Source organism: Arenimonas aestuarii (genome assembly GCF_054781715.1).
In genome coordinates this window covers 355,008-368,725 of sequence record NZ_BAAGTW010000004.1, presented here as the reverse complement: position 1 = coordinate 368,725, position 13,718 = coordinate 355,008, and the positions used below count along the sequence as shown (strand labels likewise).

Here is a 13,718-nt window from a genome sequence, read left to right as displayed (position 1 = left end):
GTCAGTCCCTGAAACAACAAGGGCGCCCAGGGCGCCCTTGTTTTTTGGTGCGGGCTTGCGGCCTCAGGACGTCATGCGGTCCCAGAAGGACTTCACGCCGTCCAGGAACCCGCTCGAGCGCGGCGAATGCCGGGCGCCGTGTTCGCCATCGAAGGTGGAATCGAAGTCCTTGAGCAATTCGCGCTGGCGCGCCGTCAGGTTGACCGGGGTTTCCACCACCACCCGGCACAGCAGGTCGCCGGTGCCGTGGCTGCGCACCGATTTGACGCCCTTGCCGCGCAGGCGGAACAGTTTGCCGGTCTGGGTCCCGTGCGGAACCTTGATAAGTGCCTCGCCCTCGAGCGTGGGCACGACGATGTCGGCGCCCAGCGCCGCCTGCGAGAAACGCACCGGCACTTCGCAATACAGATCGTTGCCGTCGCGCTGGAAGATGGGGTGCTCGCGCACGCCCACCTCCACGTAAAGGTCGCCCGGCTGCGACCCGGGGGGGCCGGCCTCGCCTTCACCGGCCAGGCGGATGCGGTCGCCGGTGTCGACGCCCGCCGGGATCTTCACCTGCAGCACCTTTTCGTCCTGCACGCGGCCATTGCCGTGACAGGTCTTGCAGGGCTTGGCGATGGTCTGGCCGCGGCCACCGCAGGCCGGACAGGCCTGCTGGACGGCGAAGATGCCGCGCTGCATGCGGACCTGGCCACGACCGCGGCAGGTGCTGCAGGTCTCGACCTTGCCGTCTTCAGAGCCACTGCCATTGCAGGGCGTGCAGGCCACCAGGGTCGGCACCTCGATGCGCTTGTCGACGCCGAACACGGCTTCCTCGAGGTCGAGTTCGACCACGTAGCGCAGGTCGGCGCCGCGGCGCGGGCCACGCTGGCGCCCGCCACCAAAGATGTCGCCGAAGATGTCGCCGAAGATGTCGTTGACGTCGTGAAAACCGCCGCCCGGGTTGCCGCCGCCCATGCCGTTCTCGAACGCGGCGTGGCCATGCTGGTCGTAGATGCGGCGCTTGCCGCCGTCCGACAGCACTTCATAGGCCTCCTTGGCCTCCTTGAAGTTGGCTTCGGCGGCCTTGTCCCCGGGATTGCGATCCGGGTGGAACTTCTGCGCCGCGCGCCGGTAAGCCTTCTTCAGCTCATCCTCGGACACGCTGCGGGAAACCCCCAGCACTTCGTAGTAATCACGCTTGCTCATCGAATCCCCAGCCTGTCCCTAAAACGATCGGGACGAGCCACCTTCGTGACCCGCCCCCGCCGGCGTTGAGCCTCACGAACGTGAGGCTCCAACCGCGGCAATTATTCCGCCGTGCCGCAGGCACGGCAGGAATAATCACTTCTTGTCATCGTCCTTGACCTCGGTGAACTCGGCGTCCACCACGTCCTCGGCCTGCGCCTGCGGGCCCGCGTCGGCGCCGCCCTCGGGCGCGCCTTCCTGGCCACCGGCGGCCGCCGCGTAAAGCGACTGCGCCGCCTGCTGCAGCGACTGGGTCTTGGCCTCGATCTGGGCCTTGTCGTCACCCTTCATCGCGGTCTCGAGCTCGGACAGCGCGGTCTCGATGCCGGCCAGCTGCTCGCCGGGCACCTTGGAACCGTGCTCGGTGATGGCGGTGCGGGTGGCGTGGATCAGGCCGTCAGCGGCATTGCGCGCGGTCACCAGCTCGTGGAACTTCTTGTCCTCTTCGCGGTGCGCCTCGGCGTCGCGCACCATCTGCGCGATCTCTTCCTCGCTCAGGCCCGAACCGGCCTTGATCTCGACCTTCTGCTCCTTGCCGGTCTTCTTGTCCTTGGCCGACACGTGCAGGATGCCGTTGGCGTCGATGTCGAAGGACACCTCGACCTGCGGCATGCCACGCGGCGCGGCGTCGATACCCGAAAGGTCGAACTTTGCCAGCGACTTGTTGAAGCGGGCCTGTTCGCGCTCGCCCTGCAGCACGTGCACGGTGACGGCCGACTGGTTGTCCTCGGCGGTCGAGAACACCTGCGACGCCTTGGTCGGGATGGTGGTGTTCTTCTCGATGATCTTGGTCATCACGCCGCCCAGGGTCTCGATGCCCAGGCTCAGCGGGGTGACGTCGAGCAGCAGCACGTCCTTGACGGTGCCGGCGAGCACGCCGCCCTGGACCGCGGCGCCGATGGCGACGGCCTCGTCGGGATTGACGTCCTGGCGCGGGTCCTTGCCGAAGAACTCCGCAACCGCGGCCTTGACCTTGGGCATGCGGGTCTGGCCACCGACCAGGATGACGTCGCCGATGTCGCTGGCGCGCAGGCCGGCGTCATTGAGCGCCACGCGGCACGGTTCGATGGTCTTCTTGATCAGGTCGTCCACCAGCGCCTCGAGCTTGGCGCGGGTGAGCTTGATGTTCAGGTGCTTCGGGCCCGAGGCATCGGCCGTGACGTACGGCAGGTTCACTTCGGTCTGCTGGTTCGACGAGAGCTCGATCTTGGCGCGCTCGGCGGCGTCCTTCAGGCGCTGCAGGGCCAGCGGGTCCTTGCGCAGGTCGATGCCCTGCTCCTTGTTGAACTCGTCGACCAGGTAGTCGATGACGCGGGCGTCGAAGTCTTCGCCACCCAGGAAGGTGTCGCCGTTGGTGGCCAGCACTTCGAACTGCTTCTCGCCGTCGATTTCGGCGATCTCGATGATCGAGACGTCGAAGGTGCCGCCGCCCAGGTCGTAGACCGCGATCTTGCGGTCGCCGCCCTTCTTGTCCATGCCGTAGGCCAGCGCAGCCGCGGTCGGCTCGTTGATGATGCGCTTGACGTCCAGGCCGGCGATGCGGCCGGCGTCCTTGGTCGCCTGGCGCTGGCTGTCGTTGAAGTAGGCCGGCACGGTGATCACGGCTTCGCTGACCGTCTCGCCCAGGTAGGCTTCGGCGGTCTTCTTCATCTTCTCGAGCACCTTGGCCGAGATTTCCTGCGGCGCCATCTTCTTGCCGTCGGCGGTCTGCACCCAGGCATCGCCGTTTTCATGGGCGAGGATGCCGTAGGGCACCAGGTCGAGGTCCTTCTTGACTTCGGCGTCGGTGAACTTGCGGCCGATCAGGCGCTTGACGGCGTAGAAGGTGTTCTTGGGGTTGGTGACCGCCTGGCGCTTGGCCGAGGCGCCAACGATGACTTCGCCGTCCTTGGTGAAGGCGACGATGGAAGGCGTGGTGCGGTCGCCCTCGGAGTTTTCGATGACCTTGGCCACGCCGCCTTCCATCACGGAAACGCAGCTGTTGGTGGTGCCCAGGTCGATGCCGATGATCTTGCCCATGGTGTTACTCCCTGAAGGATCAGTATCTGTGTTGGCGGCGGCGGCCGCGGATGTTCGGTAGATGGGGCCCGCCGCGGGGTGTTCAAGGGGCGTGAAGCCCTCAGCCGGCGGCGACCACCACCAGGGCCGGTCGCAGCAAGCGTTCGTTCAGGGCGTAGCCCTTCTGGAAGACCTGCAGGACGCTGCCCGGCTCGGCCCCGGGGGACTCAAGCTGGCTGATGGCCTGGTGCCACTCGGGGTCGAAGGCCTCGCCTTCGGGATTGATCTGGGCCAGGCCGTTGTCCTCGCCCACCTTGAGCAGCTGGCGCAGGGTCAGCTCCAGGCCGTCCTTGAGCGGGCCGGTGGCGTCGCCGGCGGCCTTGAGCCCGGCTTCGAGGCTGTCGAGCACGGGCAGCAGCTGCGAGAGCAGCTTTTCGTTGGCGAAACGGCGGGCCTGGTCGACGTCGCGGGCCAGGCGCTTGCGCTGGTTGTCGAGCTCGGCGCGCTCGCGCAGGGCCTCTTCGCGAAGGTCGCCCAGGGCCGAACGCAGCTGCTCGAGCTCGTTGGCCAGGGAATCGGTGTCCAATTCGACGGCGTCGTCGGGCGCCTGCGCGTCCGGGTTCGGGTTCTGGTTTTGCATGGGATATCCGGTGGCTTCCCCGCGTCCGGCGGGGGTCGGATACCCCTATGGGGCCGGCGGCTCGGGATTCAAGGCGGCACCGAGCAGGTCGGCGGTGGCCTGGACCATCGGGATCACCCGCTCGTAGGCCATCCGGGTGGGCCCGATGACGCCCAGCACGCCCAGGACCTTGCCCTGGGCGTGGTAGGGCGCGGTGACCACGGTGCAGGCGTCGAGCTGGGCCAGGCCGGTTTCCTCGCCGATGAAAACCCGAACGCCCTGGGCCTTGAGCGTGCCCTCGAGCAGCTGCAGGATCTCGCGCTTTCGGGAAAAGGCCTCGAACAGGTCGCGCAGGCGCTCCATGTCGGACAGGTCCTGCACGCCCATCAGCCGGGTCTGGCCGGCCAGCAGCATGTCTTCGGGCATGGAACCCCCGCCCAGCGCCTGTTCCGAAAGTTCGACGGCGGCCGACAGGAGCTGCTCCATCTCGCTGCGGGTAGCGCGCAGGTCGCGCAGCAGCCGGGTCCGGATCTCGGCCAGCGGCTGGCCGGCGAAATGGCTGTTGAGGTAGTTCGCGGTCTGCTCGAGCTCGGACGGGGTGTAGGTCCGGCGCGGGCTGATGATGCGGTTCTGCACCTCGTTGTCGGTGAAGACCAGGATCACCAGGATGCGCTGGCCGTCGAGCGGCACGAAATCGATGTGGCGGAAGGCGAACTGGCTGCGCTGGGGCACGGTGACGACGCCGACGAACTGGCTCATCGCCGACAGCAGTTCGCTGGTGTTCGACAACAGGGCCTGGGTGCCGGCACCGGCCGGCAACAGGGCCCGAAGTTGCTGGACCTCGGCGTCATGCAGCGGCTTCATCGGCAACAGGCTGTCGACGAAGACCCGGTAGCCCTGGGCCGTCGGAATGCGCCCGGCGGACGTGTGCGGCGCCGACACCAGGCCGATTTCCTCCAGGTCGGACATGATGTTGCGGATGGTGGCCGGGCTGACGTCCAGGCCCGAGCGCTTGGCCAGCGTGCGCGAGCCCACGGGTTCGCCGTCGCGGATGTGCTGGGCGATCAGGGTACGCAGCAGGCGCCGGGCGCGTGGGTCGAGGTCGAAGTCCATGGCCCATAGATAAGGCCGCCGGCGCCCCGGCGCAAGGCATGGCGCCGACCGGGGCGAAGCCCTACCCACCACCGGGTGGGCCCGCGTCTTGTTCCCTGAGACAGGGGCAGCCGAAGCTCGGGCTTTCAGGCAGAATCGCCGCCAGCATGCTCAGCCACCTCACCCTCCAGGATTTTGCCGTCGTCAGCCGTGCGGAACTGGCCTTCGGGCCGGGCATGACCGTGGTCTCGGGCGAAACCGGCGCCGGCAAGTCGCTGCTGGTGGACGCTCTGATGTGGCTCACCGGTGCCCGCGCCGACGCCGGCGTGGTTCGCCATGGCGCCGAGCGCGCCGAGCTGGCGGCCGAATTCGACCTGGGCGACGCCCCGGCGGCGCTGGCCTGGCTGCGCGAGAACGAACTCGACGACGGCGATGCCTGCCAGCTGCGCCGGGTCATGCGCGCCGACGGCGGCTCGCGGGCCTGGATCAACGGCCGCCCGGCCACGCTGGGCCAGCTCTCGGCCCTGGGCGGCCTGCTGGTGGAAATCCACGGCCAGCACGAACACCAGGCCCTGCTCGACCGCGGCCAGCAGCTGGCCCTGCTCGACGCCTTCGGCCGGCACGGCCCGCTGCTCGAGGCCGTGCGCGAGACCGCCCGCCGCTGGGCCGGCATCGACCGCGAGCTGGCCGACCTGGCCCGCGCCGGCGACGTCGGCGAGCGCCTGGCCTGGCTCGAACACCAGGTCCAGGAACTGTCCGCCGAGACCCTGGACCCGGAATCACTGGAAGAACTGGCCGCCGCGCACCGCCGCCAGGCCAACGCCGCCGGCCTGCTGCAGGGCTGCGAAGTCGCCCTGGCCCGCCTGGCCGGCGACGAAGGCCTGTCCCTGCAGCGCCTGCTGCACCAGACCCAGGCCGAACTGGCCCGCCTGGCCGGCGACGAACCGCGGCTGGCCGAGGTGCTTTCCCTGCTCGAATCGGCCGGCATCCAGCTGGCCGAGGCCGCGGCCGGCATCGAAGGCCTTCACGACGACTTCGACCTCGACCCCGACCGCCTGCGTGCGCTGGAAGACCGCCTCACCCGCCTGCACGACCTCGCCCGCAAGCACCGCGTGCCGCTGGACGAGCTGGCCGAGCGCCGCGACCAGCTGCAGGCCGAACTCGACGGCCTGGCCGGGGCCGGCGAGCGTGCCGCGCGACTGGGCCGCGAGCGCGAGGCCGCCGCCCGCGAATGGAATGAAACCGCCGCCCGCCTGGGCCAGGCCCGGGCACGTGCGGCCAGCCAGTTGGGCGAGGCCGTGGCCAGCCTGATGGCCGAACTGGGCATGGGGGGCGGCGTGTTCACCGTTGCCCTGGAGCCACTGGACACCACCCGCCCGACGCCGCAGGGCGCCGAACGCTGCGAGTTCCTGGTTTCCGCCAATCCCGGCCAGCCGCCGCGGGCGCTGCGCAAGGTCGCCTCGGGCGGCGAACTGGCGCGCATCAGCCTGGCCATCGAAGTCGCGGCCCTGGGCTTCGACGCCGTGCCGACGATGGTCTTCGACGAAGTCGATACCGGCATCGGCGGTGCCGTCGCCGAGGTGGTGGGCCAGAAGCTGCGGGCCCTGGGCGGCGAGCGCCAGGTGCTGTGCGTCACCCACCTGCCCCAGGTGGCGGCCCAGGGCCACCAGCATTACCGGGTCAGCAAGGCGGTCGAAGGCGACAGCACCCACAGCCAGGTCGAAGCGCTTTCGGAACAGGCCCGCATCGAAGAGCTCGCCCGCATGCTGGGCGGCGTCGAGATCACCAAGGAAGTGCGCGCCAACGCCCGCCAGCTGCTGGCGCGGGCCAATCCCAGATAGCGTTATTTCTTCTTTCGGGCGCGGACGTAGAGCACCAGCGAGTGGTCCTCGATGTCGTAGCCGTGCTTGGCGGCGATGTCGTGCTGCAGGCGCTCGATTTCCGGGCTGGTGAACTCGATGACCTTGCCGGTGTCCACGTCCACCATGTGGTCGTGGTGCTGGCCGTGGTCGAGTTCGTATACCGCCTGGCCGCCCTCGAAGTTGTGCTTGAGCACCAGGCCGGCCGATTCGAACTGGGTGAGCACCCGGTACACCGTCGCCAGGCCGATGTCGTCGCCGTTGTCGAGCAACTGGCGGTAGATATCCTCGGCGGTCAGGTGCTTGCGCCCGGTTGACTCGAGCACGTCGAGGATGCGCATGCGCGGGTGGGTAACCTTGAGTCCGGCCTTGCGCAGGTCCTGGGATTCCATGTCGTCTCCTGAATGCCTGGCGTCGCGGTGCGTGGCCATGGCTGGCGTCGCCGGGCCGTAGTGTATCATCGGGCCCGGACAGTCCCGGATACCCACGCAATGCGCAAGGCTTTCACGCTCCTGCTCGCCACCACCCTGATCGCCGGCTGCGGCATCGTCTATCGACAGCCCGTCTTCCAGGGCAACCTGCTCGAGACCCGGAACGTCGAACAGCTGCAGGTCGGCCTGAGCCGCGGGCAGGTATTCAGCCTGCTCGGTTCACCGCCGCTGGCCGATCCGTTCAACCAGTCGCGCTGGGACTACGTCGCCACCGAACGCCGCCGCACCGGCGACACGGAAATCAAGAACCTCACGCTGTGGTTCGAAGGTGATTCGCTGGCGCGCTGGGAAGGCGAATATTTCCCCGAGGCCGACACCGAACTGGCCGCCGAGATGCGCCGCTTCGGCAACCTCGCCCGCGACAAGGACAAGCCGCGCCGTCCGCCCAGCGGCGGCTAAGCGTCGCGCGCCCGGCGCCGCCGGGCCTGCATCGGGTCGATCAGCAGCGGCCGCAGCACCTCGACGCGGTCGCCGTCGCGCAGCGCCTCGCCCGGCGTCACCGCCCGGCCGAAGATCGCCAGGCACTCCGGATCCACCACCAGCCCCGGCACCTTCGCGGGCAGGTCCGCGGCCGCCAGCGCATCGGCCACCGTGGCGCCCGGCGGCAGCTGTACCTGCAGCTGCCAGGCACGCCCGGGATGGGCACAGACCACTTCGATGCGCAGCGGCGCACTGGCCATGTCAGGCCCGGTCGGCCTCGCGGCAGAAATCGTCGACCATGCGGTCGGCCAGGCCCTGGAAGCCGACGGCCATCGCGGTGCCCAGCACCTTGCCGGCGACGTCGAACTCAAGGGTCAGGCTGACCTTGCAGGCGTCCTCGGCCAGGGTGTGGAAATGCCAGTGGCCGCTGAATCGCCGGAAGGGCCCCTCCACCAGCTCAAGGTGGATATGCGTGGGCGCTTCGAGCCGGTTGCGCGTGGTGAAGCTCGTGCGCAGGCCCGCCAGGCGCAGGTCGAGCCGCGCCAGCATGTGGCTTTCCGAGGCCTCGAAGACCTCGGAGGCCTCGCACCAGGAAAAGCGCGCCGCGTAGGACGCAACGTCATTGACCAGGTCGTACATGCGCCGCGCCGAATGCCGGACCAGGGCGTGCCGATGAATGCTTGTCATGGGCTCCTAACCGCGCCCTCCCCCAGCCGGCCCGCGATGGGCGACAATGACCGCCAAGGAAAGGACATGTCGAAGAAAAACAACGCCAAGAATACCGGAAGCGGCAAGCCCAGGCCCGAGGGCAACAAGACCATCGCCCTCAACCGCAGCGCCCGCCACGAGTTCCACCTCGAGGACCGCTTCGAGGCCGGCATCGCCCTGCAGGGCTGGGAGCTCAAGTCCATCCGCGCGGGCCGCATGAACATGGGGGATTCCTACGCCGTGGTCAAACGCGGCGAGATCTTCCTGTTCGGTGCCCAGATCACCCCGCTCAGCCAGGCCTCCACCCACGTGGTGGCGGATGATCGCCGCACCCGCAAGCTGCTGCTGCACCGGCACGAGATCGACAAGCTGGTCGGCAAGGTCGAGCGCGATGGCTACACCCTGATCCCCACCGCCGTGTACTGGAAGGGCAACAAGGTGAAGCTGGAGCTGGCCCTGGCCAAGGGCAAACAAAGCCACGACAAGCGCCAGGCGTCCAAGGATCGCGACTGGGAACGCGACAAGCAACGGGTGATGCGAAAGCACAACAAGGACGCGTAGTCGTCCGGCGTCCGCCGGCCGGCTAGCCCGTGATTCGCCGGGCGAACCGCAGGCCCCGGCTCTCCCTCGTATTCCCGCACCTCCGGCGCGCCGCCTTGACCAAGGCAGCTTGGCAAACCACAGATGAACGGGCAGCTTGTGGACTGCGCGCCCGACCCCCATACTTCGTGGGTCGGTTGAACGAATCGATTTCCGCGTATCCGGGGGTGACCTGGCTTCGACGGGGGTTGCGAAGTCGACTGGCGCATGCCGAGGGGGTAGCTTTCCTCGTTAATCCAGCTGCAAAATTTAGTTGCCAACGACGACAACTACGCTCTCGCCGCTTAAGGCGTAAGCCCCGAACCCACTTGTGCCCGTGCTCGTGGATGTAGGGTCATTATCACGGAACAGCTGCCGGCGGCGACCCGCCAACCGGTAGTGAACTTAGCGGGTGTGGACGACGGTGTGCCTCGCACGTTGTGTTGCCGTCGTACGAGAACTAACAACGAGCTAAGCATGTAGTGCCGGAGATGGAGTGCTCTCGGACGGGGGTTCAACTCCCCCCACCTCCACCAAACACGCCAACGCCGCCCATCCGGGCGGCGTTGTCGTTTGGGGCGCCGGGATCAGTCGGGCAGTTTCTGCAGCGAGAGCGCGTTGGTGCAATAGCGCAGGCCGGTCGGCGCCGGCCCGTCCGGGAACACGTGGCCCAGGTGGGCATCGCAGCTGTTGCACACGATCTCGACCCGCACCATGCCGTGGCTGTCGTCGGCCTTGTAGGCCACGGCCTCGTCGGTAAGCGGCGCGGTGAACGAAGGCCAGCCCGAACCGGACTCGAACTTGGTGCCGGCGTCGAACAAGGGCGTGCCGCAGCAGGCGCAGCCGTAGCGTCCCGGTTCGAACAGGCCGCACATTTCAGAACTGTAGGGGCGCTCGGTGCCGGCCAGGCGGGTCACCTGGAAGACATCGGGCGCCAGCAGCTCGCGCCACTGGGCCGGCGACTTTTCCACGCGCCGGGCGGGCGGCGGGTTGCCCCTCGCCGCGCGCTCGGTCACCAGGCGCCAGTCGTGCACGTTCAGGCGCCCGGCTCGTCGCCCAGGTAACGGGCCACGCTGGCGCTGGCGGCATCCACGGCCGACTTGGCGGCCAGCAGGCTGGCCTGGCCGTCGTTCATGGCTGACTCCAGGGCCCGGATTTCTTCACTGGCCCGGCGCACGGCCTCGATGGCCCGGTCGGCCGACTGCCGGTCCTGGTCAACCTGGCGGCGGGTCACCCGCCCCTTGGTGGCCTGCACCTCAGCGCGGGCCAGGCGATCGGCCGCCTGGTCACGGGCCTTCTCGGCCCGGGACAGGCTTTCGCGCGCCGCCTCGAGCTGGGCCTGGCGGGCCTTCACTTCCTGGCTGGCGACGTCCACCGCCGCGGCGGCTTCAGCCAACCGCGCTTCGACGGCACCGCGGTCGCTGCCATCCTGTGCCCACGCAGGCACGGCCAGGACGAGCGCCACGGCCAAACCCCAACCCCGTGCGGCATGAAGCCGCGAGTGTTTCGTATCCAAGCGTCACCTCCTGTTATCAGGCAGGCCGCCCCCTTCGGACCACGCCAACGCGCTGAGTCTAGCTTTTTTTTCCACGTCTGCGCCCCCCCGGGGGCTCAGGCGACATATACGGTCTGGATGTTCGTGAATTCGTGCATGCCGTGTTCGGCCAGCTCCCGGCCAAATCCCGAGGCCTTGGTGCCGCCGAAGGGCAGACGAACGTCGGACTTGACCAGTGAATTGACGAAACAGGCGCCGGCGTCGATCTGGCGCGCGAAACGCTCGCCGCGGGCGGCGTCGCGGGTCCAGACGCTGGCGCCCAGGCCATAGCGCGTGTCGTTGGCCACGCGCAGCGCCTCGGCCTCGTCGGCAACGCGCAGGATCGAGGCCACCGGGCCGAACAGCTCCTCGTCCCAGGCCGGCATGCCCGGCTTCACGCCGTCCAGGAGGGTGGCCGGGTAATGGGTTTCGCCCTGCCCCGGCTGGCCGCCCAGCAGGACGCGCGCCCCCTTGGCGACGCTGTCCTGCACCTGCCGGTGCAGTTCGTCGCGCAGGTCGTCGCGGGCCATGGGTGCCAGGGTCGTCGCGTCGTCATTGGGGTCGCCCACCACCAGCTGCGACGCCGCATTGGCGAAGGCCTGCACGAACCGGTCGGCGATGCCGGGCGTGACGATGAAACGTTTGGCGGCGATGCAGGTCTGCCCGGCATTACCGAAGCGCGAGCGCACGGCCACCTTCACCGTCGCATCCAGGTCGGCGTCGTCGAGCACCACGAAAGGATCCGAGCCGCCGAGTTCGAGCACGCACTTCTTGAGGTGTTTACCCGCCTGCGAAGCCACGGCGCGGCCTGCGCGCTCGCTGCCGGTGAGCGTGACCGCCTTGATCCGCGGGTCCGCGATGACGTCCGCGGCCTGCTCGTTATTGATGTGAAGCACGCCGAACACGCCCTCGGGCACGCCTGCCCCGGCCAGCACCTCGGCGATGGCATCGGCGCAGCTGGGCACGTTGGTGGCGTGCTTGAGCAGGGCCACGTTGCCCACCATCAGGCTGGGCGCCAGGAAGCGGAAGACCTGCCAGACCGGGAAGTTCCACGGCATGATCGCGAACACGCAGCCCAGCGGGACATAACGCACGTAGCTGCGCGCGGCTTCGGTCGCAATCGCCTGTTCGGCGAGGTAACCCGCCCCGTGCTGGGCATAGTACTCGCAGGCGTCGGCGCACTTGTCCACTTCGGCCAGGGCTTCGCGATGCAGCTTGCCCATCTCCGCGGTCATGGTCAGGGCGAGGTCGCGGCGGGCGGCCTTGAGGCCGGCGCCGACTCGCTGCAGCAACACGGCCCGCTCCTTGGCTTCGCGGCCCGACCAGGCCGGGAACGCGGCGTCGGCCGCCGCCAGCCGGGCCTCGATGGCGGCGTCGTCCATCTTGGGAAAGGGCCGGACTTCCCCGGTCCAGGGGTCTCGATTGGCGTGGCTCATGGTTTCAACCCTTCTGGAGCGCCAGCTGCGCGTCGCGCTGGCGTTTGCGTTCTTCGCGGTGCATCACCCACCAGCCGATGACGGCGGCGACGGAGACCGCGGCGATCATCAGCGTGGCGAGGGCGTTGATCTTGGGGCTCACGCCCAGGCGCACGGACGAAAACACCTTCATCGGCAAGGTCGTCGACGAAGGACCGGAGACGAAGCTGGCGATCACCAGGTCGTCCAGGCTCAGGGTAAACGCTAGCAGCCAGCCGGAGATGAGCGCCGGTGCAATGATCGGCAGGGTGATCACGAAAAACACCTTGAGCCGGTTCGCGCCCAGGTCCATCGCGGCCTCCTCCAGCGAGCGGTCGAGTTCGCCCAGGCGCGAGCTGATCACCACCGTGACGAAGGCCATGCAGAAGGTGACGTGGGCGATCCAGATGGTCAGCATGCCGCGCTGGCCGCCGATGCCGATGACCGGCCCGATCGACACGAACAACAGCAGGATGGACAGGCCGGTGATCACCTCGGGCATCACCAGCGGCGCCGTGATCAGGCCGCCGAAAAGCGTCTTGCCCGGGAACCGCCGGAACCGGGTCATCACCATGGCCGCCATGGTGCCGAGCACCACCGAGGCCCAGGCCGTCCAGAAGGCCACCTGGATGCTGACCCAGGCCGCATCCATCATCTGCTGGTCGTCGAAAAGCTCGCCGTACCACTTCACCGAAAAACCCGACCACACCGTCACCAGCCGGGATTCGTTGAACGAATACACCATCAGGCTGAGGATGGGCGCGTAAAGGAAGACGAAGCCCAGGGCCAGCATCGCCCGGGTGAAGACGGAGTTTCGCCCGGGCTGGCTCATGACAGCCTCGACTCCAGTTCCCTGGACTGGTAGCGGTGGAAGATGGTGATCGGAACGATCAGCAGCACCAGCATCACGATCGCCACCGCCGAGGCCACCGGCCAGTCACGGTTGTTGAAGAACTCCTGCCACAGCACCCGGCCGATCATCAGGGTGTCGGGGCCGCCCAGCATTTCGGGAATGACGAACTCGCCGACCACCGGGATCAGCACCAGCATCGAGCCGGCGATGATGCCGGCCTTCGACAGCGGCAGGGTGACGGTGAGGAAGGCCTTCCAGGGCGGCGCGCCGAGGTCGGTGGCGGCCTCGATGAGCCGGTGGTCGTGCTTGACCAGGTTGGCGTACAGCGGCAGCACCATGAACGGCAGGTAGGCATAGACGATGCCGATGTACACGGCCACCGGCGTATGCAGGATCGCCAGCGGTTCGTCGATGAGCCCCAGGCCGATCAGCGCGTTGTTGAGCAGACCGTTGTTCTTGAGGATGCCGACCCAGGCGTAGATGCGGATCAGGAAGGACGTCCAGCTGGGCAGGATGACCAGCATCAGGGCGACGTTGCGGGTGGCCGCGTCCATGCGCGATATCGCATAGGCGATCGGATAACCGATGAGCAGGCACAGCGCGGTCGAGATCACCGCGATCTCGAGCGAGCTCAGGTAGGCCTTCACGTAGAGGCTGTCGCGCACCAGGAACAGGTAGTTGGCGGTGTTGATGCTCAGCTCGAGCTTGTCACCCGACCAGTTGAGCAGGTCGGTGTACGGCGGCATCGCGATGACGGCGCTGGCGAAGCTGATCTTGAGCGCGATCGCGAACGGCACGGCGAAGAACAGCAGCATCCACAGGTAAGGCACCGCGATCACCAGCCAGCGCGGGCCCGGCAGGCGCCTGCGGATCGAGCGTGGCAG

At 68.2% G+C, this 13,718-nt stretch carries 15 protein-coding genes and 1 other RNA gene; 4 read left to right on the top strand and 12 right to left on the bottom strand.

The features are described from left to right. Window positions 1-63: 63 nt before the first annotated feature. The 4 genes from dnaJ to hrcA form a co-directional block, all read right to left on the bottom strand. Window positions 64-1,188 (bottom strand): molecular chaperone DnaJ, encoded by a 1,125-nt coding sequence (gene dnaJ, locus ACYVJH_RS02570; protein ID WP_460453090.1) that lies wholly within the window; start codon window positions 1,186-1,188, stop codon window positions 64-66. Window positions 1,189-1,323: 135 nt separating this feature from the next. Further along, the gene (gene dnaK, locus ACYVJH_RS02565; RefSeq protein WP_460453089.1) at window positions 1,324-3,246 is read right to left on the bottom strand and encodes a molecular chaperone DnaK; all 1,923 of its coding nucleotides are present in this window, start codon (window positions 3,244-3,246) and stop codon (window positions 1,324-1,326) included. Window positions 3,247-3,346: 100 nt separating this feature from the next. Continuing rightward, window positions 3,347-3,865 carry a nucleotide exchange factor GrpE gene (gene grpE, locus ACYVJH_RS02560; RefSeq protein ID WP_460453088.1) on the bottom strand — a complete coding sequence of 173 codons (519 nt, stop codon included), beginning with the start codon at window positions 3,863-3,865 and terminating at the stop codon, window positions 3,347-3,349. Between the two features lie 45 nt (window positions 3,866-3,910). Next, window positions 3,911-4,957, bottom strand: a complete 1,047-nt coding sequence (gene hrcA, locus ACYVJH_RS02555; RefSeq protein ID WP_460453087.1) for a heat-inducible transcriptional repressor HrcA — start codon at window positions 4,955-4,957, stop codon at window positions 3,911-3,913. Window positions 4,958-5,103: 146 nt separating this feature from the next. Between hrcA and recN the strand changes: the two genes are divergently transcribed. Beyond that, window positions 5,104-6,777, top strand: a complete 1,674-nt coding sequence (recN, locus tag ACYVJH_RS02550) for a DNA repair protein RecN (RefSeq protein ID WP_460453086.1) — start codon at window positions 5,104-5,106, stop codon at window positions 6,775-6,777. Between the two features lie 2 nt (window positions 6,778-6,779). Here recN and fur read toward each other — a convergent pair whose 3' ends face one another. Next, a complete protein-coding gene (fur, locus tag ACYVJH_RS02545; protein ID WP_460453085.1) occupies window positions 6,780-7,187 on the bottom strand; it encodes a ferric iron uptake transcriptional regulator in 408 nt (135 codons plus the stop codon). Between the two features lie 99 nt (window positions 7,188-7,286). Between fur and ACYVJH_RS02540 the strand changes: the two genes are divergently transcribed. After that, window positions 7,287-7,685, top strand: coding sequence for an outer membrane protein assembly factor BamE (locus tag ACYVJH_RS02540; RefSeq protein ID WP_460453084.1), 399 nt, complete (start codon window positions 7,287-7,289; stop codon window positions 7,683-7,685). On the opposite strand, the gene ACYVJH_RS02535 is transcribed toward ACYVJH_RS02540, so the two are convergent. After that, complete coding sequence (locus ACYVJH_RS02535; RefSeq protein ID WP_460453083.1) at window positions 7,682-7,966, bottom strand: RnfH family protein; 285 nt, start codon at window positions 7,964-7,966, stop codon at window positions 7,682-7,684. The two genes, ACYVJH_RS02540 and ACYVJH_RS02535, sit on opposite strands and share 4 nt — an antisense overlap. A 1-nt stretch (window position 7,967) precedes the next feature. Further along, on the bottom strand, window positions 7,968-8,393 hold the full coding sequence (locus ACYVJH_RS02530) for a type II toxin-antitoxin system RatA family toxin (protein ID WP_460453082.1): 426 nt from the start codon (window positions 8,391-8,393) through the stop codon (window positions 7,968-7,970). 66 nt (window positions 8,394-8,459) lie between these two features. Between ACYVJH_RS02530 and smpB the strand changes: the two genes are divergently transcribed. Further along, window positions 8,460-8,975, top strand: coding sequence for an SsrA-binding protein SmpB (gene smpB, locus ACYVJH_RS02525; protein WP_460453081.1), 516 nt, complete (start codon window positions 8,460-8,462; stop codon window positions 8,973-8,975). A gap of 202 nt (window positions 8,976-9,177) precedes the next feature. Further along, window positions 9,178-9,529, top strand: a transfer-messenger RNA (tmRNA) gene (gene ssrA / locus ACYVJH_RS02520). Window positions 9,530-9,580: 51 nt separating this feature from the next. On the opposite strand, the gene msrB is transcribed toward ssrA, so the two are convergent. From msrB to ACYVJH_RS02495, 5 genes are all read right to left on the bottom strand, one after another. Further along, the gene (msrB, locus tag ACYVJH_RS02515; RefSeq protein WP_460453080.1) at window positions 9,581-10,027 is read right to left on the bottom strand and encodes a peptide-methionine (R)-S-oxide reductase MsrB; all 447 of its coding nucleotides are present in this window, start codon (window positions 10,025-10,027) and stop codon (window positions 9,581-9,583) included. Window positions 10,028-10,029: 2 nt separating this feature from the next. Continuing rightward, window positions 10,030-10,458 carry a hypothetical protein gene (locus ACYVJH_RS02510; RefSeq protein ID WP_460453079.1) on the bottom strand — a complete coding sequence of 143 codons (429 nt, stop codon included), beginning with the start codon at window positions 10,456-10,458 and terminating at the stop codon, window positions 10,030-10,032. A 146-nt stretch (window positions 10,459-10,604) separates the two neighbouring features. Beyond that, window positions 10,605-11,963 carry an NAD-dependent succinate-semialdehyde dehydrogenase gene (locus ACYVJH_RS02505; RefSeq protein ID WP_460453078.1) on the bottom strand — a complete coding sequence of 453 codons (1,359 nt, stop codon included), beginning with the start codon at window positions 11,961-11,963 and terminating at the stop codon, window positions 10,605-10,607. A gap of 4 nt (window positions 11,964-11,967) precedes the next feature. Then, complete coding sequence (locus ACYVJH_RS02500) at window positions 11,968-12,813, bottom strand: ABC transporter permease subunit (RefSeq protein WP_460453077.1); 846 nt, start codon at window positions 12,811-12,813, stop codon at window positions 11,968-11,970. After that, entirely contained in the window at window positions 12,810-13,718 is a 909-nt protein-coding gene (locus tag ACYVJH_RS02495) for an ABC transporter permease subunit (protein ID WP_460454256.1), read from the bottom strand. Before ACYVJH_RS02495 ends, ACYVJH_RS02500 begins: the two co-directional genes overlap by 4 nt.

Excerpts from the sequence above, each read along its gene's own strand:
- dnaJ (WP_460453090.1), bottom strand. The coding sequence starts at position 1,188 with ATGAGCAAGCGTGATTACTACGAAGTGCTGGGGGTTTCCCGCAGCGTG.
- dnaK (WP_460453089.1), bottom strand. The coding sequence starts at position 3,246 with ATGGGCAAGATCATCGGCATCGACCTGGGCACCACCAACAGCTGCGTT.
- grpE (WP_460453088.1), bottom strand. The coding sequence starts at position 3,865 with ATGCAAAACCAGAACCCGAACCCGGACGCGCAGGCGCCCGACGACGCC.
- hrcA (WP_460453087.1), bottom strand. The coding sequence starts at position 4,957 with ATGGACTTCGACCTCGACCCACGCGCCCGGCGCCTGCTGCGTACCCTG.
- recN (WP_460453086.1), top strand. The coding sequence starts at position 5,104 with ATGCTCAGCCACCTCACCCTCCAGGATTTTGCCGTCGTCAGCCGTGCG.
- fur (WP_460453085.1), bottom strand. The coding sequence starts at position 7,187 with ATGGAATCCCAGGACCTGCGCAAGGCCGGACTCAAGGTTACCCACCCG.
- ACYVJH_RS02540 (WP_460453084.1), top strand. The coding sequence starts at position 7,287 with ATGCGCAAGGCTTTCACGCTCCTGCTCGCCACCACCCTGATCGCCGGC.
- ACYVJH_RS02535 (WP_460453083.1), bottom strand. The coding sequence starts at position 7,966 with ATGGCCAGTGCGCCGCTGCGCATCGAAGTGGTCTGTGCCCATCCCGGG.
- ACYVJH_RS02530 (WP_460453082.1), bottom strand. The coding sequence starts at position 8,393 with ATGACAAGCATTCATCGGCACGCCCTGGTCCGGCATTCGGCGCGGCGC.
- smpB (WP_460453081.1), top strand. The coding sequence starts at position 8,460 with ATGTCGAAGAAAAACAACGCCAAGAATACCGGAAGCGGCAAGCCCAGG.
- ACYVJH_RS02505 (WP_460453078.1), bottom strand. The coding sequence starts at position 11,963 with ATGAGCCACGCCAATCGAGACCCCTGGACCGGGGAAGTCCGGCCCTTT.
- ACYVJH_RS02500 (WP_460453077.1), bottom strand. The coding sequence starts at position 12,813 with ATGAGCCAGCCCGGGCGAAACTCCGTCTTCACCCGGGCGATGCTGGCC.